A 20071-nucleotide genomic window follows, 5' to 3' on the forward strand; every position below is an offset into this window, starting at 1 on the left:
TTATAAATAGTATTTTTGCGGTGTGAAGATACATGAAAAATACCTAAAACGCTGTATTCAGCTGGCCAAAAATGGACTTGGTAGTACATCCCCTAACCCAATGGTAGGAAGTGTCATTGTACACAATAATAATATTATAGGAGAAGGATGGCATACAAAGGCAGGGAAACCACATGCAGAGGTAAATGCCATTGCATCTGTTAAAGATAAACAACTACTTAAAGAAGCTACCATTTATGTTAGTTTAGAACCTTGTAGCCATTTTGGAAAAACACCTCCATGTTCCGACTTAATTATTAAAGAAGGTATCCCTAATGTTGTTATTGGTACAGTTGATCCTTTTTCTGAAGTAGCTGGTAGAGGTATTAAAAAGTTAATAGAAGCTGGTTGCAATGTTACTGTAGGTGTTTTAGAGGATGAATGCAATGATTTAAACAGTAGGTTTTTTACGTATCACACTCAAAAAAGGCCGTATATCATCTTAAAATGGGCTCAAACTAAAGAAGGCTTTTTAGCTCCTGAATCCAAAGATGAAGTAGCTCCTGTTTGGATTTCTAACACCTACGCAAAACAATTAGTACATAAATGGCGAAGTATTGAAGACGCTATACTTGTTGGCACCAACACAGTATTAGCAGACAACCCCTCTTTAACTACCAGAGAATGGGCAGGTAAAAATCCAACTCGTATTGTGCTAGACAAAAGTTTACGTATTCCTACCCACACAGAAATCTATAATAAGGATGTAAAAACCATTATTATAACCGAAAAAGAAACTGGTAATAAAAACAATATATATTTTGAAAATATAGATTTTACCAACAATGTAGCTAAACAAATATGTAGCATTTTATACAAACACGGCATTCAAAGCATTATTATAGAAGGTGGAGCACAAACACTACAAACTTTTATAAATGAAAACCTATGGGATGAAGCCCGAGTTTTTACCGGAAATACAATATTTGAAAAAGGTATTAAGGCTCCGCATATAAACAAGCCTTTTACACAACAAAAACAAATTTTAGATAACCAACTACACATATACAAAAACAAATGATACAGAATATAATTTTTGATTTTGGAGATGTTTTTATCAATCTAGACAAACCAGCTACCGTTGCTAGGTTAACTGAAAAATTTGGCACCTTTGAAATTTCAGAAGAAATGCAGGCCAAAAATGACGCTTACGAAATGGGGCTTATGAGCTCGGCTGAGTTTGTAGCCTATTATAAAGAAGTTTTCCCAAAAGCTACTGAAAAAGATTTACTAGATGCATGGAATTGCATCTTGTTAGACATACCACAAAATAGAATTGACTTTATAAAAGACTTGGCCGCTTCTAAAAAATACAAGCTGTATTTACTAAGCAATACAAACGATATTCATATTCAGCACGTGATTAATGAAATTTCTCTTGAGAAATTTGAAGAATTCAAAAACTGTTTTGATCAGTTCTATCTATCATATGAGATTAACCTAAGAAAACCCAATGCCGATATTTTTGAATTTGTTTTAAAAGATGCTCATCTTACCCCTAAAGAGACCTTATTTATAGATGATACTGCAGAACATATTGCTACAGCGCATTCTCTGGGTATACATACTTGGAATTTAATTCCTGGAAAAGATGAAGTAACAAATTTGTTTAACCAACCATATCCATTTAAATAAAGATAGCTTGGAAGAGAATCAAGACTTTTACAAAACTATTGATACTGCAACAGAAGAAGTACTTTTTAAAGATAAAAACAGTAAATTTTTCGGCTATGCATACCCCGTAACAACCGAAGAACAAATTAAAGACCTTCTAGAAGACATTAAAAAACAGCATTACAATGCAAGGCACTGGTGTTATGCTTGGCAAATAGGCGCTGAAACAGTGCAATACAGAGCCAATGATGACGGTGAACCCAACAATTCTGCCGGAATGCCTATTTATGGACAAATACAATCTTTTGAAGTTACCAACGTACTCATTATAGTAGTACGCTATTTTGGAGGGGTTAAACTAGGCGTTCCTGGCTTAATAAATGCTTATAGAACTACAGCGCAAATGGCATTAGAAAATGCCTCTATTGTAGAAAGAACAATTGACTGTACCTATAAGGTAAACTTTGAATACAAAGACATACACCATGTAATGCGTATTATAAAAGAAAAAAATCTCCATATCATTTCTCAAAAAATGGAAATCACATGTGAGATTATTTTCTCTATTAGAAAGTCTGAAGCACCCGCTTGCGAACAAGCTTTTACTCCTTTCTATGAAATTACGTTAAAAAAGTTATCCTAACTTATTTAATACATAATCTGGACATCTTGTTAACTTATGAGTGTCTTTATTCATAAAAGCTAAGACCACCGTAGCAGTTGTTAATAACTCTCCTAACTCGTTAGTTATTTCATAATCAAAAGTAATCTTTACAGAGGGTGTTTGAGATAATATAGTCTTAATAAAAATTACATCGTCATAATACGCAGATTTCTTGTAATTAATAGTAAGTGAAACTACAGGCAACATTACCCCCTCTTCTTCCATACTTTTGTATGAAACCCCAATGTTTCTAAGCAGTTCGGTACGTCCCATCTCTAGAAATTGTGCATAATTGCCATGATACACTACCCCCATTTGGTCAGTTTCACCATATCGTATTCTAGTACTACAAGTATGTTCTAGTCTCATTTTATGTAAGAATTTTATAGGTTAAAATAATGTTAATTTAATGTAAATGGGTATGTGTTTTTTTTTTTAAATATTCAATACCCAATCCGTTTTTTTTTTCAATTTTTTGTTCACATATTTGTTTAACCAAACTAGAAGAAAAAGAATTATTAATCTTACCCCATTAATAAAAAAAATTTTAAGAAAGAATGGATAAAACTGCTCAAACGGTATGGGAGCGCTGTCTCCAGTTCATAAAGGATAACATTCAACCTCAAGCTTACAAAACTTGGTTCGAACCTATCAGAGCAGTTAAGTTGACAGACAACTCTTTAAGCATTCAGGTACCTAGTAAATTTTTCTATGAGTGGTTAGAGGAACACTATGTGAAATTGTTAAAGGTTGCTTTAACAAAAGAACTTGGTGATGGAGCAAAGTTAGTGTACATTATTAGAATGGAAAACACTTACGGCAACAAAAAACCTTTTACTGAGAAAATTCCTAGTAATAATCGTCCGGCTGTTCCTTCTCAGGAATTAGACGTGCCTTTAAAAAATAAAAATCCTGAACTTAAGAATCCATTTATCATTCCTGGTATCAGAAATGTAAAAATTGAATCGCAACTAAACCCTAACTATAGTTTTGATAATTTTCTTGAAGGAGATTCTAACAGATTAGCAAGATCTGCTGGTTTAGCTGTTGCTAATAAACCAGGAGGAACCTCGTTCAATCCTTTATTAGTTTTTGGAGGTGTAGGATTAGGTAAAACTCACCTTGCACATGCTATAGGGGTAGATATTAAAGATAAGTATCCAGAAAAAACAGTTTTATACATATCGGCTGAAAAATTTACTCAGCAATATATTGAGTCTGTTAAAAAGAATACGAGAAACGATTTTATTCACTTCTATCAATTAATAGATGTACTTATTATAGATGATGTTCAGTTTTTCTCTGGTAAATCTGGAACACAGGATGTATTTTTCCATATTTTCAACCATTTACACCAAAATGGTAAGCAAGTTGTTTTAACTTCTGATAAAGCTCCTGTAGATATGCAAGATATTGAGCAACGCTTGTTATCTAGATTCAAATGGGGATTATCTGCCGAACTTCAAAGTCCGGATTACGAAACAAGAATTTCTATTGTTAAAAACAAACTCTACAGAGATGGTGTAGAAATGCCTGAAGAGATTGTAGAGTATGTTGCTAAAAATATTAAAACCAATGTAAGAGAATTGGAGGGAGCTATTATTTCGTTAATCGCTCAATCTTCTTTCAACAAAAAAGAAGTAACCCTTGATCTTGCAAGCCAGATTGTAGAGAAGTTTGTTAAAAACACCAAACGAGAAGTATCTATAGATTACATTCAAAAAATAGTGTCAGACTATTTTCAAATGGATGTTGCTACCCTACAATCTAAAACTCGTAAAAGACATATTGTGCAAGCACGCCAATTAGCTATGTTTTTTGCTAAAAAATATACCAAAGCTTCTTTAGCAAGCATTGGTTCTCAAATAGGAAAAAGAGACCACGCTACCGTTTTACATGCTTGTAAAACAGTAGATAACCTTGCCGAAACAGACAAGCAGTTCAAAAAATATATTGAAGAAATATCTCAAAAACTTACCTTATAATGAAAACCAAAATTTTAATGGTTTGCTTAGGGAACATTTGTAGATCTCCTTTAGCAGAAGGTATTTTTAAAGACAGACTTGATCCTGAAAAATTTATAGTAGATTCTGCCGGAACAGGAGGTTACCATATTGGTGAACTTCCTGACAGGCGATCTATTGACATTGCCAAGCAATTTAATATTGACATTACAGACCAACGCTGCCGACAATTTAAAAAATCGGACTTTGCTGCGTTTGATCATATTTTTGTAATGGACCAAAGCAACTACAATAATGTAATTGCTTTAGCTAGTAATGAAAAAGATATCAAAAAGGTACAACTTATCTTAAACTTAAGTTTTCCAAAAGAAAACCTTGAGGTACCAGACCCTTACTATGGTGGTAAAGATGGGTTTTTAAACGTATATAAAATGCTGGATACAGCATGCGATGCGTTTATTAAAAAATATGCATAAGACATGGGCACAGGTAAACTCTATTTAATACCTACTACATTAGGAGATGTTGAACCACAACAGGTACTCCCTGAAGCTGTTAAAACTACAATTAACGCCATAAGTGAATTTATTGTAGAGAACGAAAAAACAGCAAGAAGGTTTATTAAAAAGATATGCCCTGAAAAATCGCAACCCTCGCTAAAACTTCATGTAATTAATAAATACACTGAGCCACAAGAGCTACCTAGTTTTTTAACCAATTGCTTAAACGGAGCCGATGTAGGTATTATTTCTGAAGCTGGTTGCCCTGGTGTTGCAGATCCTGGTGCAGATGTAGTTAAAATAGCGCATCAAAAAGGCATTCAAATAATTCCATTAGTTGGCCCCTCCTCTATTCTATTAGCTATGATGAGTAGCGGTTTTAATGGTCAAAATTTTGCTTTTAATGGCTATTTACCAATCGATAAAGGAGAAAAGAAGTCTGCATTAAAAGCTTTAGAGCGTAGATCAAAAGATTTTAATCAATCTCAATTATTCATTGAGACTCCTTACAGAAACAATCAGCTTTTAGAAAGCATGTGTTCTATATTACAAAGTAACACCCAATTATGTATAGCCTGCGACTTAACATTACCAACCGAGTATATTAAAACGCAACCTATTTCTAGCTGGAAAAAAACAAAAGTAGACCTTCACAAAAGACCTGCTATATTTATTATACATCAGTATTAAAAAAGAAACACCCGATACTATACAAACCGGGCGCTTCTCAAATAAATAAATATATAGAGTGTCAAACGCATACTACACTAAAACTGTGCTGCTTCGGTAGACCCTTTCATAGCCACTGTACTAGCAGTACCAGAAGTAACTATATTTTGTACAGCATCAAAATAGGTTGTACCCACAAAGCCTTGGTGCTTCACTGCTTTAAAACCATGTTTTTGTAAACCAAACTCACGTTCTTGCAACTCAGAGTACCCAGCCATCCCTCTTTCTTTATAAGCTCTAGAAAGTTCAAACATACTAGTGTTTAAGGCATGGAACCCTGCCAAAGTAATAAATTGGAACTTATACCCTAAAGCTGCTATTTCTTCTCTAAAGGTTTCCATTTCAGCCACACTTAATTTAGCAGCCCAATTAAATGAAGGAGAACAGTTATACGCCAACATTTTACCAGGATACTTAGCATGTATACCCTCTGCAAATCTTTTTGCTTCACTTAAATCTGGTGTAGAAGTTTCTAGCCAAATTAAATCTGCATACGGTGCATAGCTTAACCCTCGGTCTATCCCTTGCTCAATACCATTTTTCACATAAAAGAATCCTTCTGCGCTACGTTCTCCCGTTAAAAATTTATGATCTCTTTCATCAATATCGCTCGTTAACAAATTAGCTGCGTCGGCATCTGTTCTAGCAATAATTACAGAAGGTACACCAGATACATCTGCCGCCAATCTGGCTGCTATTAATTTATTAATAGCCTCTTGCGTAGGCACTAACACTTTACCTCCTAAATGACCACATTTTTTAGCAGAACTTAACTGATCTTCAAAATGAACCCCTGAAGCTCCTGCTTCAATCATGGCTTTCATCAACTCAAAAGCATTTAAATTACCCCCAAAACCAGCTTCTGCATCGGCAACAATAGGCACTAGGTAGTCTTTCTTATCAGCAAGTCCGTTTACATTTTGTATTTGGTCTGCTCTCAACAAAGCATTGTTAATACGTTTTACCACCATAGGTACACTATTAGCAGGGTACAAAGACTGATCAGGATACATTTCTCCTGCAAGGTTAGCATCTGCAGCAACTTGCCATCCACTTAAATAAATAGCTTCTAAGCCAGCCTCTACCTCTTGAATTGCCTGATTACCTGTTAAAGCCCCAAGGCCAGCAACAAAGTCTTGTGAGTTTAATTTATCCCATAACTTAATAGCCCCTTGTTTAGCTATGCTATGCTCAATTTGATAAGAACCCTGAAGTGTAATAACCTCTTCGGCGGTGTAAGGTCTTGTAATATTTTTCCATCTTGGATTTGTTTCCCAATCCGTTACTAATTGTTGAATTCTAGCTTCAGTTTTCATAAATTTGCTTTTTAAAGATTATTGAATGTCCCGTACGAATTGTGTCCAGCAAACTACGGGATGTTTTGTTTATAAATATTGATATGCAGGTAGCGTTAAAAACTCTTCGAAGGTTTCATTAAGTACCAACTCTTCAAATAATTGAATAGCCCTCTCAAACTTACCATTACAAAAAGCCTCATCACCAACCATAGCTTGTATGTTGTTTACTTCAGACTCTAACAATTGATTGTATAACTTTATATCAAAAGTTCTACCGTCTTCTAAAGTTGCCTTAGCATGCAACCATTGCCACACTTGAGTTCGTGAAATTTCTGCTGTAGCAGCATCTTCCATCAAGTTATATAAGGCCACTGCCCCATTACCGCGTAACCAAGCTTCTATATACAGTATTCCTACATTAATATTTTTACGTATACCTTCTTCTGTAATAGTACCCTCAGGCTTTTCTAATAAATCTTTTTCGGTAATCTCAACATCTGAAAGCATTTTATCTTTCTGATTAGGTTGTGGCATGTATTCATCAAATATATCCATAGCCACCTTTACCAAGCCTGGGTGTGCCACCCATGTACCGTCATGACCATTCTGAACTTCGCGCAACTTATCATTACGTACTTTTTCTATAGCTTTATCATTCGCTTCTGTATCGTTCTTAATAGGTATTTGTGCTGCCATACCCCCCATAGCATGGATACCTCTTTTGTGGCACGTTTGAATAACCAGTTTAGAATAGGCCTCCATAAAAGGTGTGGTCATAGTAACCTGATCTCTATTAGGCACCAAGAAATCTGGTTGATATCTAAGCTTTTTAATGTAAGAGAAAATATAATCCCATCTACCACAATTAAGTCCTACAATATGATCTTTTAGCTCATAAATAATTTCATTTAACTGAAAACTAGCGGTAATAGTTTCAATCAATACAGTAGCTTTTAAAGTTCCCTGTGGTACATTCATACATTGCTCAGCATAAGTAAAAACCCTATCCCACCAACGAGCCTCTAAATAATGTTCCATTTTAGGAAGGTAAAAATAAGGTGCAGACCCTTGCTCCATCAATGCTTTGGTATTTCTAAAAACGTACAACCCAAAATCTATCAAAGACCCTGATGCAGACTCTCCATCAAACAACAAATGTTCTTCATTTAGGTGTAAACCTCTGGGGCGTACAATAAGGGTTGCAACCTCGTCATTCAACTGATACGACTTATCCTTAGTTGAATCATACAACGAAATCGTTTTCGAAATAGCGTCTGATAAATTCTGCTGCCCCTCCATATTATTTTTCCACGATGGCGCATTACTATCTTCAAAATCAGCCATAAAAGTTTTAGCACCACTATTCAATGCATTAATAATCATTTTACGATCTACAGGCCCCGTAATCTCCACGCGTCTATCCTGTAAATCTTCTGGTGTAGTACCTGCTACCCATTCACTATTTCTAATATCAGACGTTTCTACAGGAAAAGAAGGCAACTTTCCTTTTTCAAAAAGCACTTGTTCTTGTGCCCGTCTTTTTAATAATGATAATCGTTCTTCATTGAATTTCTCATGCAACTTGCCAAGGAAAAACAATGCCTCATCTGTTAGCACTTCCGGGTAATAATTAGCTACCTCGTTGCTAAATTGAGCGCTTACTTTTTTTACTGCTAAATCAGACATAATACTTAATTGTTTGTTTCTGAGAACAATATTAAATTAAAAAAAAATAAAATGCAAGCGAACGTTCGCTTTTTTTATAAAATTCGTTTTTTAAATATATTCGCAAAAAAGTATATCTTTACAGTATGACAATAGAAGAAGAATACATACGACTTATTTTTGGCTTAAAATTAAAGCAGATAAGAACAGAGAAAAACCTATCATTATTCGGGCTATCTAAACTTACCGGGCTCTCTAAATCGTACCTAAATGAAATAGAAAAAGGCAAGAAATATCCTAAAACCGATAAGATTATCCTTTTATCAGAACATTTAAATGTTCCGTATGACCAACTAGTATCTTCCAAGCTAGACAAGAACCTGGCTCCTATTGGTGATATTTTACAATCTAAAATATTAAAAGAGATTCCGCTAGACCTCTTTGGCATTCAAGAAAGAGATTTGATAGACATTATTGCAAATGCACCCGCCAAGGTAAATGCCTTTATAAGTACCATTATTGAAATATCGCAACAATACAACCTAAACAGAGAAAGCTTCTTTTTAGCCTCTCTAAGGTCGTATCAGGAGGCGCACAACAACTTCTTCGAAGATTTAGAGAATCACGTTCTAAGCTTCGCAGAAGCCTATCAGATAGACTTAAACAGTAAGATTAGCGCAAAAGAACTAGAAACCATCTTAATTGAGGAATATGGTTACACCATAAACGAAGAAGAATTATCTAAGCATACCGAACTGGAAACACTCCGTTCAGTATTGGTACCTAAAACAAAAACTCTTTTAATAGCTAATTACATAGATGAAGCACAAAGGGCTTTTATTTACGCAAAAGAAATAGCTTATAATTATCTTAACTATGCTGAACGCTTATATACGTTTAGCTGGATTAAATTTGAAAATTTTGAGCAAGTACTGAACAATTTTTATGCTTCTTATTTTGCAGGTGCTTTAATTATTCCAAGAAAAATGTTGGTAGAAAAGCTTTCTAATTTTTTTAATCAACCCATCTTATTACAAAAAGATTTTGAAGAAATCATTCGAACATTTAACGCTTCTCCTGAAACTTTATATCAACGTATCACCAACATACTTCCGAAAGATTTTCAGATGAAAAATTTGTTCTTTTTGAGGTTTACTCACAAAGAAGGTTCCGATAAATATCAGCTAAAAAAAGAGCTCCATATTACCCATCAGCAAGAGCCAAGAGCAAACGAAATGAATGAGCATTATTGTAGAAAATGGGTGGCAATTAAAACCATGCAAAATTTTAAAAAAGTAACCAACACCCATTATTTTGAAGCGCAAATTTCAAAGTATCACAACAGCAATAATGAGTACTTAGTTTTTAGTTCTACTACGCACGATCCGTTTAAAGAAAATTACCTGAGAAGTATTAGCATTGGTATTTTAATAACACCATCACTCCATCAAAAAATTAAGTTTGTGAGCCACCCAGAAATCACGACCGAGGTGGTTGGCGTTACTTGTGAAAGTTGTGGACTGACAGATTGTCAAGTTCGTAAAAGTCCTCCCCTTCAACTCATTCGTAAGAAAAACAATGAAACTATTGAAAATATTGTTAATCAATTAGTTAATAAGTTTTAATTAAAGTGATTGTTTAAATATTTTTAGCTTCTTCCCAGAAAACATCCATCTCAGAAAGGGTCATTTCACCTAGTGATTTTCCCATTTCTGAGGCTTTTTGTTCAAGATAATTAAAGCGTTTTATGAACTTTTTATTGGTGCGCTCCAATGCATTTTCAGGATCAATTTTTAAGAATCTGGCATAGTTAATCATGCTAAATAACACGTCTCCAAACTCACCTTCCATAGCATCTTTATCTTGCTTTTCTACTTCCTCTTGTAGCTCAGACAACTCCTCTTTTAGCTTTTCAAAAACCTGTTCTGGGTGTTCCCAATCAAATCCCACTCCGGCAACTTTATCCTGAATTCGGTTTGCTTTTACCAACGCTGGTAAACTTTTTGGCACCCCTTCTAAAACACTTTTTTTACCCTCTTTTAATTTTAGTTTTTCCCAGTTTTCTTTTACCTGTTTTTCATCTTTTACCTGAACGTCTCCATAAATATGCGGATGACGATAAATCAATTTTTCACATAGAGAATTTAGTACATCTGCAATATCAAAATCATTGGTTTCGCTTCCAATTTTAGCATAGAAAACAATATGCAATAATACATCTCCTAGCTCCTTTTTTACTTCGGTAAGATCTTTATCTAAAATAGCATCTCCTAATTCATAAGTCTCTTCTATGGTAAGTGGTCTTAAAGATTCCATGGTTTGTTTTTGATCCCACGGACACTTCTCTCTCAACTCGTCCATTATAGTTAATAATCTATCAAAAGCCTTTAATTGAGATTCTCTGCTATTCATAATATAAAGTTTTTAGGAGCGTGCTATAATTGCTTTGTTTATGTCTTTAATAAGTTTAGGACCCTCGTAGATAAATCCTGTATATAGCTGTACCAAGTCGGCACCAGCATCTAATTTTTCTAAGGCATCTTCGGCTGTATGGATACCTCCAACCCCAATAATAGGGAATGCCTTGTTGCTTTTCTCTGCAAGAAACTTAATTACCTCGGTGCTTCTGGCGGTTAACGGCTTACCACTTAATCCTCCGGTTTCTTTAATTAAGCTTTCGTCAGATGTTAAACCATCTCTGGCAATAGTAGTATTGGTTGCTATAACACCAGCTATTTTAGTTTCTTTTACAATATCAATAATATCTAACAACTGATCGTCTGTAAGGTCGGGTGCTATTTTTAACAAGATAGGCTTAGGCGCTTCTTTTAAGGCATTCTTTTCCATTAACGTATTTAGTAGTAGTGTTAACGGTTCTTTGTCTTGTAAAGCTCTTAAATTAGGCGTATTTGGGCTACTTACGTTTACTACAAAGTAATCTACATAATCAAACAAGGCATCAAAACAGATTTTATAATCTTCTACCGCCTCTTCATTAGGGGTTACTTTATTTTTCCCAATATTTCCACCAATAAGAACATCAGAATTTTTCTTTAAACGCTCCACTGCCTCTTCTACTCCACCGTTGTTAAAGCCCATACGGTTTATAATAGCTTGGTCTGCTCTTAATCGAAACAAACGCTTTTTAGGATTTCCAGGCTGTGGTTTAGGCGTTAATGTTCCTATTTCAATAAATCCAAAACCAAGGGCAGATAGTTCTTTATACAGTTTTGCATCTTTATCAAAACCAGCTGCAAGTCCTACCGGGTTTTTAAACTTTAATCCGAAAACCTCACGCTCTAATGCAGGGTGCGATACCTCAAACGAGCTTTTAATAATACCTTTTACAAAGGGAAGATTTTGTCCTATTCGTAAACAAGAAAAAGTAAAGTGATGAATTTTCTCAGGATCAAACTTAAATAAAACAGGCCTAATGAGTTGTTTGTACATAGAAGGTTGTGTTGTTAGTTTATAAGTTGTCTGCAAAAGTACGTTATCCTATTATTTTTATAAAGAAAACTTTATAATTAGCTTAAATAGATTGTATTTTTGAGAATTACATAAATGAAAAGATATATTGTATGAAACCTATTATTGATAGATTTATCAGTTATATAACTGTGGATACTCAGTCTGACCCAGCTTCTGAAACTACACCTAGTACAGAAAAACAATGGGATTTAGCCAACCAACTTGTAGAAGAATTAAAGAGCATTGGTTTAGAAGATGTAACCATAGATGAAAATGCATACATTATGGCTACCTTACCTTCTAATGTAGCGCATGACGTACCTACCATTGGTTTTGTGGCTCATTTTGATACCAGCCCAGATTTCTCAGGCACTAATGTAAATCCGCAAATTGTAGAAAATTACGATGGTGGTGACATTGTATTGAACGAAGAAGAAAATATTGTTTTATCATCTGAATACTTTGAAGACTTAAAACAATATAAAGGGCAAACCATTATAACCACCGATGGTACTACCCTATTAGGAGCAGATGATAAAGCAGGTATTACAGAAATTGTTTCTGCTATGGAATACCTTATAGAACACCCTGAAATTAAACATGGTAAAATACGTATTGGTTTTACGCCTGATGAAGAGATAGGACGTGGTGCTCACAAGTTTGATGTAGCAAAGTTTGGTGCTGAGTGGGCTTATACAATGGATGGTAGTCAAATAGGAGAATTAGAGTTTGAAAACTTCAATGCTGCCGGAGCTAAAGTTACCTTTAAAGGTAAAAGTGTTCACCCGGGGTATGCTAAAGGAAAAATGGTTAATGCCATTATGCTGGCAAATGAGTTTATGAATGCTTTACCAAAAGATGAAGTACCAGAAAAAACAACTGGTAGAGAAGGTTTCTTTCATTTACATACCATATCAGGATCTATTGAAAATACTACCATAGAGTATATTATTAGAGACCACGACAGAAAGGCTTTTGAAGCACGTAAAGAGCTACTATATAACATAGAGGCGGATTTAAATGCTAAATACGGTGATGTTGTTTTATTAGATATTAAAGACCAATATTACAACATGAAAGAAAAGGTGGAACCTGTGATTGAAATAGTTCATACCGCTAAGGAGGCTATGGAAGCGCTAGATATTAAGCCTATTATTAAGCCTATTAGAGGTGGAACCGATGGTTCGCAACTTAGTTTTATGGGATTACCTTGTCCTAATATTTTTGCTGGTGGACATAATTTTCATGGGAAATATGAATATGTACCTGTAGAAAGTATGGAGAAAGCTATGCAGGTAATTGTAAAAATTGCTGAATTAACAGCCTCTAAAAAATTAGAAAAATAATACACTAATATAATGGATAAAGTAGCGGCATACCTAGAAAAACATAGTACCTGGAAAACGGGCTTGGAAAAAATAAGAACCGTGTTACTTCAAACAGAATTGGAAGAAACCATTAAATGGGGTGCCCCTACTTACACCATTAACAACAAAAATATTGTTGGTCTAGGTGCTTTTAAAAATCATTTTGGGATATGGTTTTTCCAAGGTGCTTTGCTAAAAGACACCAAAAATGTGCTTTTAAATGCACAAGAAGGTAAAACTAAGGCGTTACGCCAGTGGAGATTTGAAAGTAATGAAGACATCAATGAAGCGTTGATACTCACTTATGTTCAAGAAGCTATTGAAAACCAATTAAAAGGACTAGAAATTAAACCTGAACGTTCTAAGAAAATAGCTTTTGATGTAGATCCTATTTTTAAGGAAGCTTTAAAAAAGTCTGAAGAACTAACACAAGCCTTTGATAAGTTAACTCCTGGCAAACAAAAGGAATATGCTAACCACATTTTGGAAGCCAAAAGAGAAGCTACCAAAGTTAGTAGATTGGAAAAAATCACCCCTATGATACTACAAGGAGTTGGACTACATGATAAATACAAAAACTGCTAAGCAAGGAATTTCCGTTTATCAAATGAATTTAAAAGAGCATTATAGCAACCTTTATTACACTTCAAAAGAAAAAATAATTAAGGGGCTTTACAAAACAGATCCCTTAATAAATACAGATAATGATACTAGGTTTGGTATAACTTTGGTTATTAGACCAGACCAGCAAACAAAAAATGCTATTCAATCATTTTTATCGGAAATAATTCCTCTAGAACCGCATCAATATTATTACCCTAATTCTGATATTCACATAACATTACTATCTGTTATCTCTTGTTATAACGGATTCTCTTTAGACAACATAACAATAGAAGATTATACTTCCATTATTGAAGAGGGTTTAAATGGTATAAGACCTTTTAAGATAAGTTTTAAAGGTATAACAGCTTCAGACTCTTGTATTATTGTTCAAGGATTTCCTGATGATAATAGCTTAAATTTAATAAGAGATCAATTAAGAAGTCAATTTAAAAACGTTTCTATAGAACAAAGCATAGACAAACGTTACGCTATTCAGACAGCCCATGCTACAGTAATTAGATTTAGGGCACCTCTAACAAATACAAGCAAGCTCATAACTACTTTAGAAAAATATAGAGACCATAATTTTGGAACTTTTACGGTAAACTCAATTGAACTGGTTTATAACGATTGGTACCAAAGAAAAAAGTTTGTAAAAACACTCAAAACTTTTAACCTAGACTAATTTAACCTTTACTTAGTTTTTACCTCCTTTTTTATTACCTATCTTTAAATCAAAACTACATGTTATGAAATTAAAGATATCGCTATTGTTAACCTTACTAACTCTTATAGGTTGCTCGCAGAAGAAAACTGAAGAAGCTCTTGAGATTATCCCAATTGAACATGCCTCTTTTGTATTAAAAACAGAAGCTACAACTATTTTTGTTGATCCTGCTGTAAAGGCAAACTTTTTCAATCAGTATGGTACTCCTGATATTGTATTGCTTACCGATATTCATGGAGACCACCTGAATATTGAAACGTTGAAGAGCTTAAAAATAGACCAAAACACTAAAATCATTGCTCCCCAAGCTGTAGCAGACAAACTCCCTGAAACTTTTAAAAGTAAGACTATTGTTATGAACAATGGAGCTACTAAAACCATTTTAGACATTCCTATAGAAGCAATCCCTATGTATAATTTAAGAGAGGAAGCCAAACAATTTCATCCTAAAGGAAGAGGTAATGGATATCTTCTAACATTAGACAATAAACGTATTTATATAAGTGGTGACACCGAGGATATACCCGAAATGCGAAACCTTAAAAATATAGATATTGCCTTTGTATGTATGAACCTACCCTATACAATGACGGTTGATAAGGCAGCTGAAGCAGTACTAGACTTTGCTCCTAAAACCGTATACCCTTACCACTACAGAGGACAAGATGGGAAAAGCGACATTGGAAAATTTAAAGAACTTACAACATCTGAAAGTAAAGATATAGAAGTTAAACTTCTTGAATGGTATCCTTAAAATTACTTTCGCTATACGTTAAAAAAAAAGATCCTTCTAGATAATTTAGAAGGATCTTTTCTATTATAAATTATAGCAAGACTATAGTGCCGGTTCTGGAACTGATACACTTTTAGTTAAATCAATGGCAAAGTTTTCCTTTGTTGGAATAGCTATCTTAATATTAGCTAAAGAAGATAGATTATCCACGTAAGACTCTAATACCTCCTTAAAATCAACTACAAAAAAGGAAGGTGATCCATACATTCGTATATAGTACTTTAAATTTTGGGTATCTGAAATAGTAAGCCATTGGGTTAAATCTGAATCTTCACTTAGCGGATTTGCATCGATTCCTTCTCTAATAGTTCCAAAAGGAATATCAATAGTATTTAATACATGTACTGCTAAATTAACCGACTCTTCTGTAGTTTCTGGTTCATACGCATAATTTACCATCATAGCAGCTCTCACAAATCTGCTTACCGGAGTAGAATTTGCAGGCAAGCCACTAAATCCAGTACCTTGAGAAGGACAACTAACAGAAAAACGAGCACCTTCGCGGGCAGGCTGATTAAAAGGAGTAATATTTGAATAATTATTTAAGTTTAGTTTCTGCCAAGGAAATACTGGGTCGTTGGTTAAAACTCCAATATCACTATTGTCATGAATTTGTAATTTCCCATCTGTAAACTCAATAACGATAGCATTCCCTTGAGCGTCATTCACTGGGAAATGCATCAAAAAACCAGGATTATCTTTTGTAAATTCATTTATGGGGTTTGTTACTACTATTTCAGGTAACTTATTTTTCACATCTTCAACACTACTACATGTGCTTAAAATCCAATTAGTCAAATAAGGGTACCATAGCACGCTATTATCAGAAGCTTCTTTTCCATCTTGGTACTCAGCTACAGTGAGCACCATATCTCCTGTAACAAGTCCTTCACTATTCATTCCGTTAGCAGCAAAATCTATTTTAAAAGAGTTCATTCCTATAAATGAATATAAGCCTTCCCATGTATGTAATTTTTTAACATCTATTGACTCCAAATCATCTATAGGAAGCCCAAGTTGTAGAAACTTCTCTATCAAGAGAAGCTTATCCTGTACGTATTGGTATCCCTTCGGACGAAAAAACACTTCAGAGTTTAGAAATTTAGCGTACTCCATGGTACGGCCTACGATGGTATTTCCATCTTTACTGTTGATTGTAATACTGGTACACATAACAAATAAATTATTTAAGTTATTAATTCATAAGATTTAGAGGGGGCTAAATCATTGATATACACCAAAATTACTTTATCAAAACACTAAAAAAATACGTAAAAAATGGTATTTTCTTACTTCTAATACAATTAAAAGCGCATAAATCCATTTTTCAACTACTTTTTTAAAAACAAAAAAGCCGCTATAAAGCGGCTTTCATGTTCGTTAAATATAAAAATTAACTCTTATAAATCTTTTTAGGAATTGCTTTTTTGTTTACCAATAAAGCAGTGGTTTTGTACTTCACAAAGTTCTTAGTTACAAATAAATACCCCATGTAATCATTAGATTCTCCCCATGAGTTTTTTACTATGTAGTATTCTTTACCATTTTGGTCCTTAGCTAAACCTACAATTTGCATACCATGATCATCTGTAGTAGTATAGTTATCAAATGCTTCTTGACGCATTTCTGGAGTAATTTCAGCTTCCGGTTGTGGACCATTAAACATATTGTCTTTTTCTTCTGCTGTCATATACTTATAATCCATTTCTGGTACATAAGCTACACCGTTTTTCCAGCTAAAATATTTCTCACTAACATCAGTAGCCCAACCTACTGTATACCCATTTTCTAAAGCATTATCAATAGTAGCTGTTAAGTCATCCATTTGTACGTTGTAAGCATAATCAAAACTCCAGTTGTCTGGTACCGGAAAAAATACTTCTTCATATAATGGCTCATTAGGAATACAAGTTAATTCTAAATAATTATCAGCTTTTAACCCTATAACCTCATCTGCGAAACTTTTTGGTGTGTAAGTCTTACCTTTATATTCAAAATTTTCAGGTACTTCACCTAAATAGCTATCCAATACAGCTGTAAAAGCTTTAATCCAATTTGGTGTTAATTGACGGTTTTTATTTTGAATAACACCATCTAGCATTCCTTTAAGAGCCGCTTGCATCTCACCAAATCTATTAATATCGGTACCATAATTCAATCCATTATACACTTCTTGTGGTAACGCACCATAGGTATCGTACATATTTATTACATCATGCAACGCACCGCCGTCTCCCCATCCAAGGTTTCCATGCATACGTACATAATTTTTAGCTTTCTCTATATAGGTACATCTAGCGGTATAAATTTCAGCAATATCTACAGGCTCTTTCCCTTCTCTAATCATTTCAGACTCTAAAAACGAGTTTCCTGAATAACTCCAACAAGTACCACTACTTCCCTGATTTTTCACAGAAGTTCTTTCTAAGTTTATAATCGGGGTAAACTCAAATCCTGCTGTAGCGCTTAAACTCTGGTTATCCTTTAAGGAAGCAATCAAATCATCCTGTGCATGTGCCGAAAAGCCAATAAAACCAGCTAAGGCAAACGTCATTACTATTTTTTTCATAATTCTGATTTAAAAATATCCTGCTAATTTACTCATTATGATTTGAAAAAGGAATTGTTAAAATCCTTTAAGTTTTGTTAAAAAAATAAGGCTGAAGTAATACGTATTACTTCAGCCTTATTTAAAACCTTATTAATATGTAGAGATTAATCTCTAATCAATTTTTTGTATTTAATACGTTTAGGAGTTATATCTCCTAATCGTTTTTTCTTATTTTCTTCATATTCAGAGAAACTACCCTCAAAGAAATATACTTGTGAATCGCCTTCAAAAGCTAAAATATGTGTACATATTCTATCTAAAAACCAACGGTCGTGAGAAATAACCACCGCACAACCCGCAAAGTTTTCTAAACCTTCTTCTAAAGCTCGCAGCGTATTCACATCTAAATCGTTGGTAGGCTCATCTAGTAACAATACATTCCCCTCTTCTCTCAAGGTCATTGCTAAATGCAGTCTATTACGTTCTCCTCCAGATAATGTAGCCACCTTTTTATTTTGTTCACTACCCGAAAAATTAAACCTACTTAAATAAGCTCTTGAATTTACCTGACGGCCACCCATCATTATTAATTCCTGACCATCACAGAAATTCTCCCAAATAGATTTTTCCGGATCAATATCTTTATGTGACTGGTCTACGTAAGCTATTTTAGCAGTATCTCCTACAGTAAAAGTTCCTTTATCAGGTGTTTCCTCTCCCATAATCATACGGAAGATAGTAGTTTTACCAGCACCATTAGGTCCTACAATACCCACAATACCTGCTTGTGGCAAGGTAAACTTTAAATCTTCATATAGTAACTTATCACCAAAAGCTTTCGAAACACCTTCTGCATCAATTACATTGGTACCCAAACGAGGTCCGTTAGGAATGTAAATCTCCAGTTTGTCATCTAATTGCTTTTGATCTTCATTCATCAATTTATCATAGTTCTTCAAACGTGCTTTTTGTTTCGCTTGGCGCCCTTTTGGTGCCATACGTACCCATTCCAACTCACGTTCTAAAGTTTTCTGACGCTTAGATGCTTGCTTTTGCTCTTGTGCTAAACGTTTTGCTTTTTGGTCTAACCAAGAAGAATAATTTCCTTTCCAAGGAATTCCCTCTCCTCTATCTAACTCTAAAATCCAACCAGCTACGTTATCTAAGAAATAACGGTCGTGCGTTACTGCTATAACAGTACCCGCATATTGCTGTAAATGTTGCTCTAACCACAGTACAGATTCTGCATCTAAGTGGTTGGTAGGCTCATCTAATAATAATACATCTGGTTGTTTCAATAACAGTCTACACAATGCTACACGTCTTCTTTCCCCTCCAGACAATACCTTAATTGGTGTTTCTGGGTCTGGCGTACGCAATGCATCCATAGCAATTTCTAACTTGGTATCTAATTCCCAAGCATTAGTAGCATCAATCTTATCTTGTAGTTCAGCTTGTTTGGCCATTAACTCATCCATCTTATCCGGATTTGAGTATACCTCTTCCAAGCCAAACATATCATTAATCTTGTTATACTCTTCTAAAACCTGAACGGTTTCTGCAACCCCTTCCTTTACAATTTCAATAACCGTTTTTTCTTCATCTAATTGCGGTTCCTGAGCTAGGTAGCCCACGGTATAACCAGGAGCAAAAACAACATCTCCTTGAAAATTCTTTTCTAGACCGGCAATAATCTTTAATAACGTAGATTTACCCGATCCGTTTAAACCAAGAATCCCAATCTTAGCTCCGTAGAAGAAACTTAAATAAATATCTTTTAAAACTTGTTTTCCTGTACTTTGGTAAGTCTTACTTACCTTGTTCATGGAAAATATAACCTTCTTATCGTCTGACATTGATTGTTATAAATTGATTATTAATTACTAAATATACTAAACTCTACCTTTTAAGGCATTAAAAACCCATGCTATAGCAAAAAATCCAATTCCTACCGATGCAAATCCCCATCCGGCTACTTCGTTGTATCTAAAAGCTCCAAGACCAATTAAAAGTAGTCCTACTATAATCATTATTATGGTGGCATACGCCAACACTGTATTCTTATTCATCATAATTCTTAAAT

Annotated in this window: 20 protein-coding genes; 11 read left to right on the plus strand and 9 right to left on the minus strand. The window is 34.4% G+C overall.

Annotated features, from left to right (window positions below):
- The first annotated feature begins 22 nt into the window (after positions 1 to 22).
- From ribD to Y10_RS10720, 3 genes are read left to right on the plus strand one after another with little or no spacing between them, the layout of a single operon-like run.
- Positions 23 to 1060, plus strand: a complete 1038-nt coding sequence (gene ribD / locus Y10_RS10710; RefSeq protein ID WP_281765382.1) for a bifunctional diaminohydroxyphosphoribosylaminopyrimidine deaminase/5-amino-6-(5-phosphoribosylamino)uracil reductase RibD — start codon at positions 23 to 25, stop codon at positions 1058 to 1060.
- A complete protein-coding gene (locus Y10_RS10715) occupies positions 1057 to 1674 on the plus strand; it encodes an HAD family hydrolase (RefSeq protein ID WP_281765383.1) in 618 nt (205 codons plus the stop codon). Before ribD ends, Y10_RS10715 begins: the two co-directional genes overlap by 4 nt.
- A 7-nt stretch (positions 1675 to 1681) precedes the next feature.
- A complete protein-coding gene (locus Y10_RS10720; RefSeq protein ID WP_281765384.1) occupies positions 1682 to 2296 on the plus strand; it encodes an IMPACT family protein in 615 nt (204 codons plus the stop codon).
- Here Y10_RS10720 and Y10_RS10725 read toward each other — a convergent pair.
- Positions 2288 to 2686 (minus strand): acyl-CoA thioesterase, encoded by a 399-nt coding sequence (locus tag Y10_RS10725; RefSeq protein WP_281765385.1) that lies wholly within the window; start codon positions 2684 to 2686, stop codon positions 2288 to 2290. The genes Y10_RS10720 and Y10_RS10725 overlap by 9 nt on opposite strands.
- A 188-nt stretch (positions 2687 to 2874) precedes the next feature.
- On the opposite strand from Y10_RS10725, the gene dnaA reads away from it, so the two are divergent.
- The 3 genes from dnaA to Y10_RS10740 are packed head-to-tail and all read left to right on the plus strand — an operon-like array spanning position 2875 to position 5471.
- A complete protein-coding gene (gene dnaA, locus Y10_RS10730) occupies positions 2875 to 4302 on the plus strand; it encodes a chromosomal replication initiator protein DnaA (protein WP_281765386.1) in 1428 nt (475 codons plus the stop codon).
- Positions 4302 to 4757, plus strand: coding sequence for a low molecular weight protein-tyrosine-phosphatase (locus Y10_RS10735; RefSeq protein ID WP_281765387.1), 456 nt, complete (start codon positions 4302 to 4304; stop codon positions 4755 to 4757). Before dnaA ends, Y10_RS10735 begins: the two co-directional genes overlap by 1 nt.
- 3 nt (positions 4758 to 4760) lie before the next feature.
- Entirely contained in the window at positions 4761 to 5471 is a 711-nt protein-coding gene (locus tag Y10_RS10740; protein ID WP_281765388.1) for an SAM-dependent methyltransferase, read from the plus strand.
- A 77-nt stretch (positions 5472 to 5548) separates the two neighbouring features.
- On the opposite strand, the gene aceA is transcribed toward Y10_RS10740, so the two are convergent.
- Both aceA and aceB read right to left on the minus strand, forming a co-directional pair.
- On the minus strand, positions 5549 to 6826 hold the full coding sequence (gene aceA / locus Y10_RS10745) for an isocitrate lyase (protein WP_281765389.1): 1278 nt from the start codon (positions 6824 to 6826) through the stop codon (positions 5549 to 5551).
- Between the two features lie 69 nt (positions 6827 to 6895).
- A complete protein-coding gene (gene aceB, locus Y10_RS10750) occupies positions 6896 to 8494 on the minus strand; it encodes a malate synthase A (protein ID WP_281765390.1) in 1599 nt (532 codons plus the stop codon).
- Positions 8495 to 8619: 125 nt separating this feature from the next.
- Between aceB and Y10_RS10755 the strand changes: the two genes are divergently transcribed.
- Entirely contained in the window at positions 8620 to 10098 is a 1479-nt protein-coding gene (locus Y10_RS10755; RefSeq protein WP_281765391.1) for a helix-turn-helix domain-containing protein, read from the plus strand.
- Positions 10099 to 10111: 13 nt separating this feature from the next.
- On the opposite strand, the gene mazG is transcribed toward Y10_RS10755, so the two are convergent.
- Together mazG and Y10_RS10765 are read right to left on the minus strand one after the other, a co-directional pair.
- A complete protein-coding gene (mazG, locus tag Y10_RS10760) occupies positions 10112 to 10885 on the minus strand; it encodes a nucleoside triphosphate pyrophosphohydrolase (RefSeq protein ID WP_281765392.1) in 774 nt (257 codons plus the stop codon).
- Positions 10886 to 10897: 12 nt separating this feature from the next.
- Positions 10898 to 11923 carry a quinone-dependent dihydroorotate dehydrogenase gene (locus Y10_RS10765; RefSeq protein WP_281765393.1) on the minus strand — a complete coding sequence of 342 codons (1026 nt, stop codon included), beginning with the start codon at positions 11921 to 11923 and terminating at the stop codon, positions 10898 to 10900.
- A gap of 131 nt (positions 11924 to 12054) precedes the next feature.
- Between Y10_RS10765 and pepT the strand changes: the two genes are divergently transcribed.
- The 4 genes from pepT to Y10_RS10785 all read left to right on the plus strand — a co-directional run bounded on the left by pepT (position 12055) and on the right by Y10_RS10785 (position 15398).
- Complete coding sequence (gene pepT / locus Y10_RS10770) at positions 12055 to 13290, plus strand: peptidase T (protein WP_281765394.1); 1236 nt, start codon at positions 12055 to 12057, stop codon at positions 13288 to 13290.
- A 12-nt stretch (positions 13291 to 13302) separates the two neighbouring features.
- Positions 13303 to 13896 carry a YdeI/OmpD-associated family protein gene (locus tag Y10_RS10775; RefSeq protein ID WP_281765395.1) on the plus strand — a complete coding sequence of 198 codons (594 nt, stop codon included), beginning with the start codon at positions 13303 to 13305 and terminating at the stop codon, positions 13894 to 13896.
- Positions 13874 to 14602, plus strand: a complete 729-nt coding sequence (locus Y10_RS10780) for a 2'-5' RNA ligase family protein (protein WP_281765396.1) — start codon at positions 13874 to 13876, stop codon at positions 14600 to 14602. The genes Y10_RS10775 and Y10_RS10780 overlap by 23 nt, the downstream gene beginning before the upstream one ends.
- A gap of 64 nt (positions 14603 to 14666) precedes the next feature.
- Complete coding sequence (locus Y10_RS10785) at positions 14667 to 15398, plus strand: MBL fold metallo-hydrolase (RefSeq protein WP_281765397.1); 732 nt, start codon at positions 14667 to 14669, stop codon at positions 15396 to 15398.
- 81 nt (positions 15399 to 15479) lie between these two features.
- Here the strand turns inward: Y10_RS10785 and Y10_RS10790 are convergent, their stop codons facing one another.
- From Y10_RS10790 to Y10_RS10805, 4 genes are all read right to left on the minus strand, one after another.
- Positions 15480 to 16610: a linear amide C-N hydrolase gene (locus tag Y10_RS10790; RefSeq protein ID WP_281765398.1), complete on the minus strand. Its 1131-nt coding sequence runs from the start codon at positions 16608 to 16610 to the stop codon at positions 15480 to 15482.
- 220 nt (positions 16611 to 16830) lie between these two features.
- On the minus strand, positions 16831 to 18006 hold the full coding sequence (locus tag Y10_RS10795) for a C1 family peptidase (RefSeq protein ID WP_281765399.1): 1176 nt from the start codon (positions 18004 to 18006) through the stop codon (positions 16831 to 16833).
- Between the two features lie 146 nt (positions 18007 to 18152).
- Entirely contained in the window at positions 18153 to 19844 is a 1692-nt protein-coding gene (gene ettA, locus Y10_RS10800) for an energy-dependent translational throttle protein EttA (RefSeq protein ID WP_281765400.1), read from the minus strand.
- A gap of 36 nt (positions 19845 to 19880) precedes the next feature.
- Positions 19881 to 20057, minus strand: coding sequence for a CAL67264 family membrane protein (locus Y10_RS10805; RefSeq protein WP_281765703.1), 177 nt, complete (start codon positions 20055 to 20057; stop codon positions 19881 to 19883).
- Positions 20058 to 20071 lie beyond the last annotated feature (14 nt).

Source organism: Neptunitalea lumnitzerae, assembly GCF_027924185.1.
Classification (GTDB): Bacteria; Bacteroidota; Bacteroidia; order Flavobacteriales; family Flavobacteriaceae; genus Neptunitalea; species Neptunitalea lumnitzerae.

Excerpts from the sequence above, each read along its gene's own strand:
- Y10_RS10795 (WP_281765399.1), bottom strand. The coding sequence starts at position 18,006 with ATGAAAAAAATAGTAATGACGTTTGCCTTAGCTGGTTTTATTGGCTTT.
- ettA (WP_281765400.1), bottom strand. The coding sequence starts at position 19,844 with ATGTCAGACGATAAGAAGGTTATATTTTCCATGAACAAGGTAAGTAAG.
- Y10_RS10780 (WP_281765396.1), top strand. The coding sequence starts at position 13,874 with ATGATAAATACAAAAACTGCTAAGCAAGGAATTTCCGTTTATCAAATG.
- dnaA (WP_281765386.1), top strand. The coding sequence starts at position 2,875 with ATGGATAAAACTGCTCAAACGGTATGGGAGCGCTGTCTCCAGTTCATA.
- Y10_RS10765 (WP_281765393.1), bottom strand. The coding sequence starts at position 11,923 with ATGTACAAACAACTCATTAGGCCTGTTTTATTTAAGTTTGATCCTGAG.
- Y10_RS10775 (WP_281765395.1), top strand. The coding sequence starts at position 13,303 with ATGGATAAAGTAGCGGCATACCTAGAAAAACATAGTACCTGGAAAACG.
- Y10_RS10725 (WP_281765385.1), bottom strand. The coding sequence starts at position 2,686 with ATGAGACTAGAACATACTTGTAGTACTAGAATACGATATGGTGAAACT.
- Y10_RS10755 (WP_281765391.1), top strand. The coding sequence starts at position 8,620 with ATGACAATAGAAGAAGAATACATACGACTTATTTTTGGCTTAAAATTA.
- Y10_RS10735 (WP_281765387.1), top strand. The coding sequence starts at position 4,302 with ATGAAAACCAAAATTTTAATGGTTTGCTTAGGGAACATTTGTAGATCT.
- Y10_RS10740 (WP_281765388.1), top strand. The coding sequence starts at position 4,761 with ATGGGCACAGGTAAACTCTATTTAATACCTACTACATTAGGAGATGTT.
- Y10_RS10805 (WP_281765703.1), bottom strand. The coding sequence starts at position 20,057 with ATGAATAAGAATACAGTGTTGGCGTATGCCACCATAATAATGATTATA.
- aceB (WP_281765390.1), bottom strand. The coding sequence starts at position 8,494 with ATGTCTGATTTAGCAGTAAAAAAAGTAAGCGCTCAATTTAGCAACGAG.
- Y10_RS10715 (WP_281765383.1), top strand. The coding sequence starts at position 1,057 with ATGATACAGAATATAATTTTTGATTTTGGAGATGTTTTTATCAATCTA.
- Y10_RS10790 (WP_281765398.1), bottom strand. The coding sequence starts at position 16,610 with ATGTGTACCAGTATTACAATCAACAGTAAAGATGGAAATACCATCGTA.
- aceA (WP_281765389.1), bottom strand. The coding sequence starts at position 6,826 with ATGAAAACTGAAGCTAGAATTCAACAATTAGTAACGGATTGGGAAACA.
- pepT (WP_281765394.1), top strand. The coding sequence starts at position 12,055 with ATGAAACCTATTATTGATAGATTTATCAGTTATATAACTGTGGATACT.
- Y10_RS10785 (WP_281765397.1), top strand. The coding sequence starts at position 14,667 with ATGAAATTAAAGATATCGCTATTGTTAACCTTACTAACTCTTATAGGT.
- mazG (WP_281765392.1), bottom strand. The coding sequence starts at position 10,885 with ATGAATAGCAGAGAATCTCAATTAAAGGCTTTTGATAGATTATTAACT.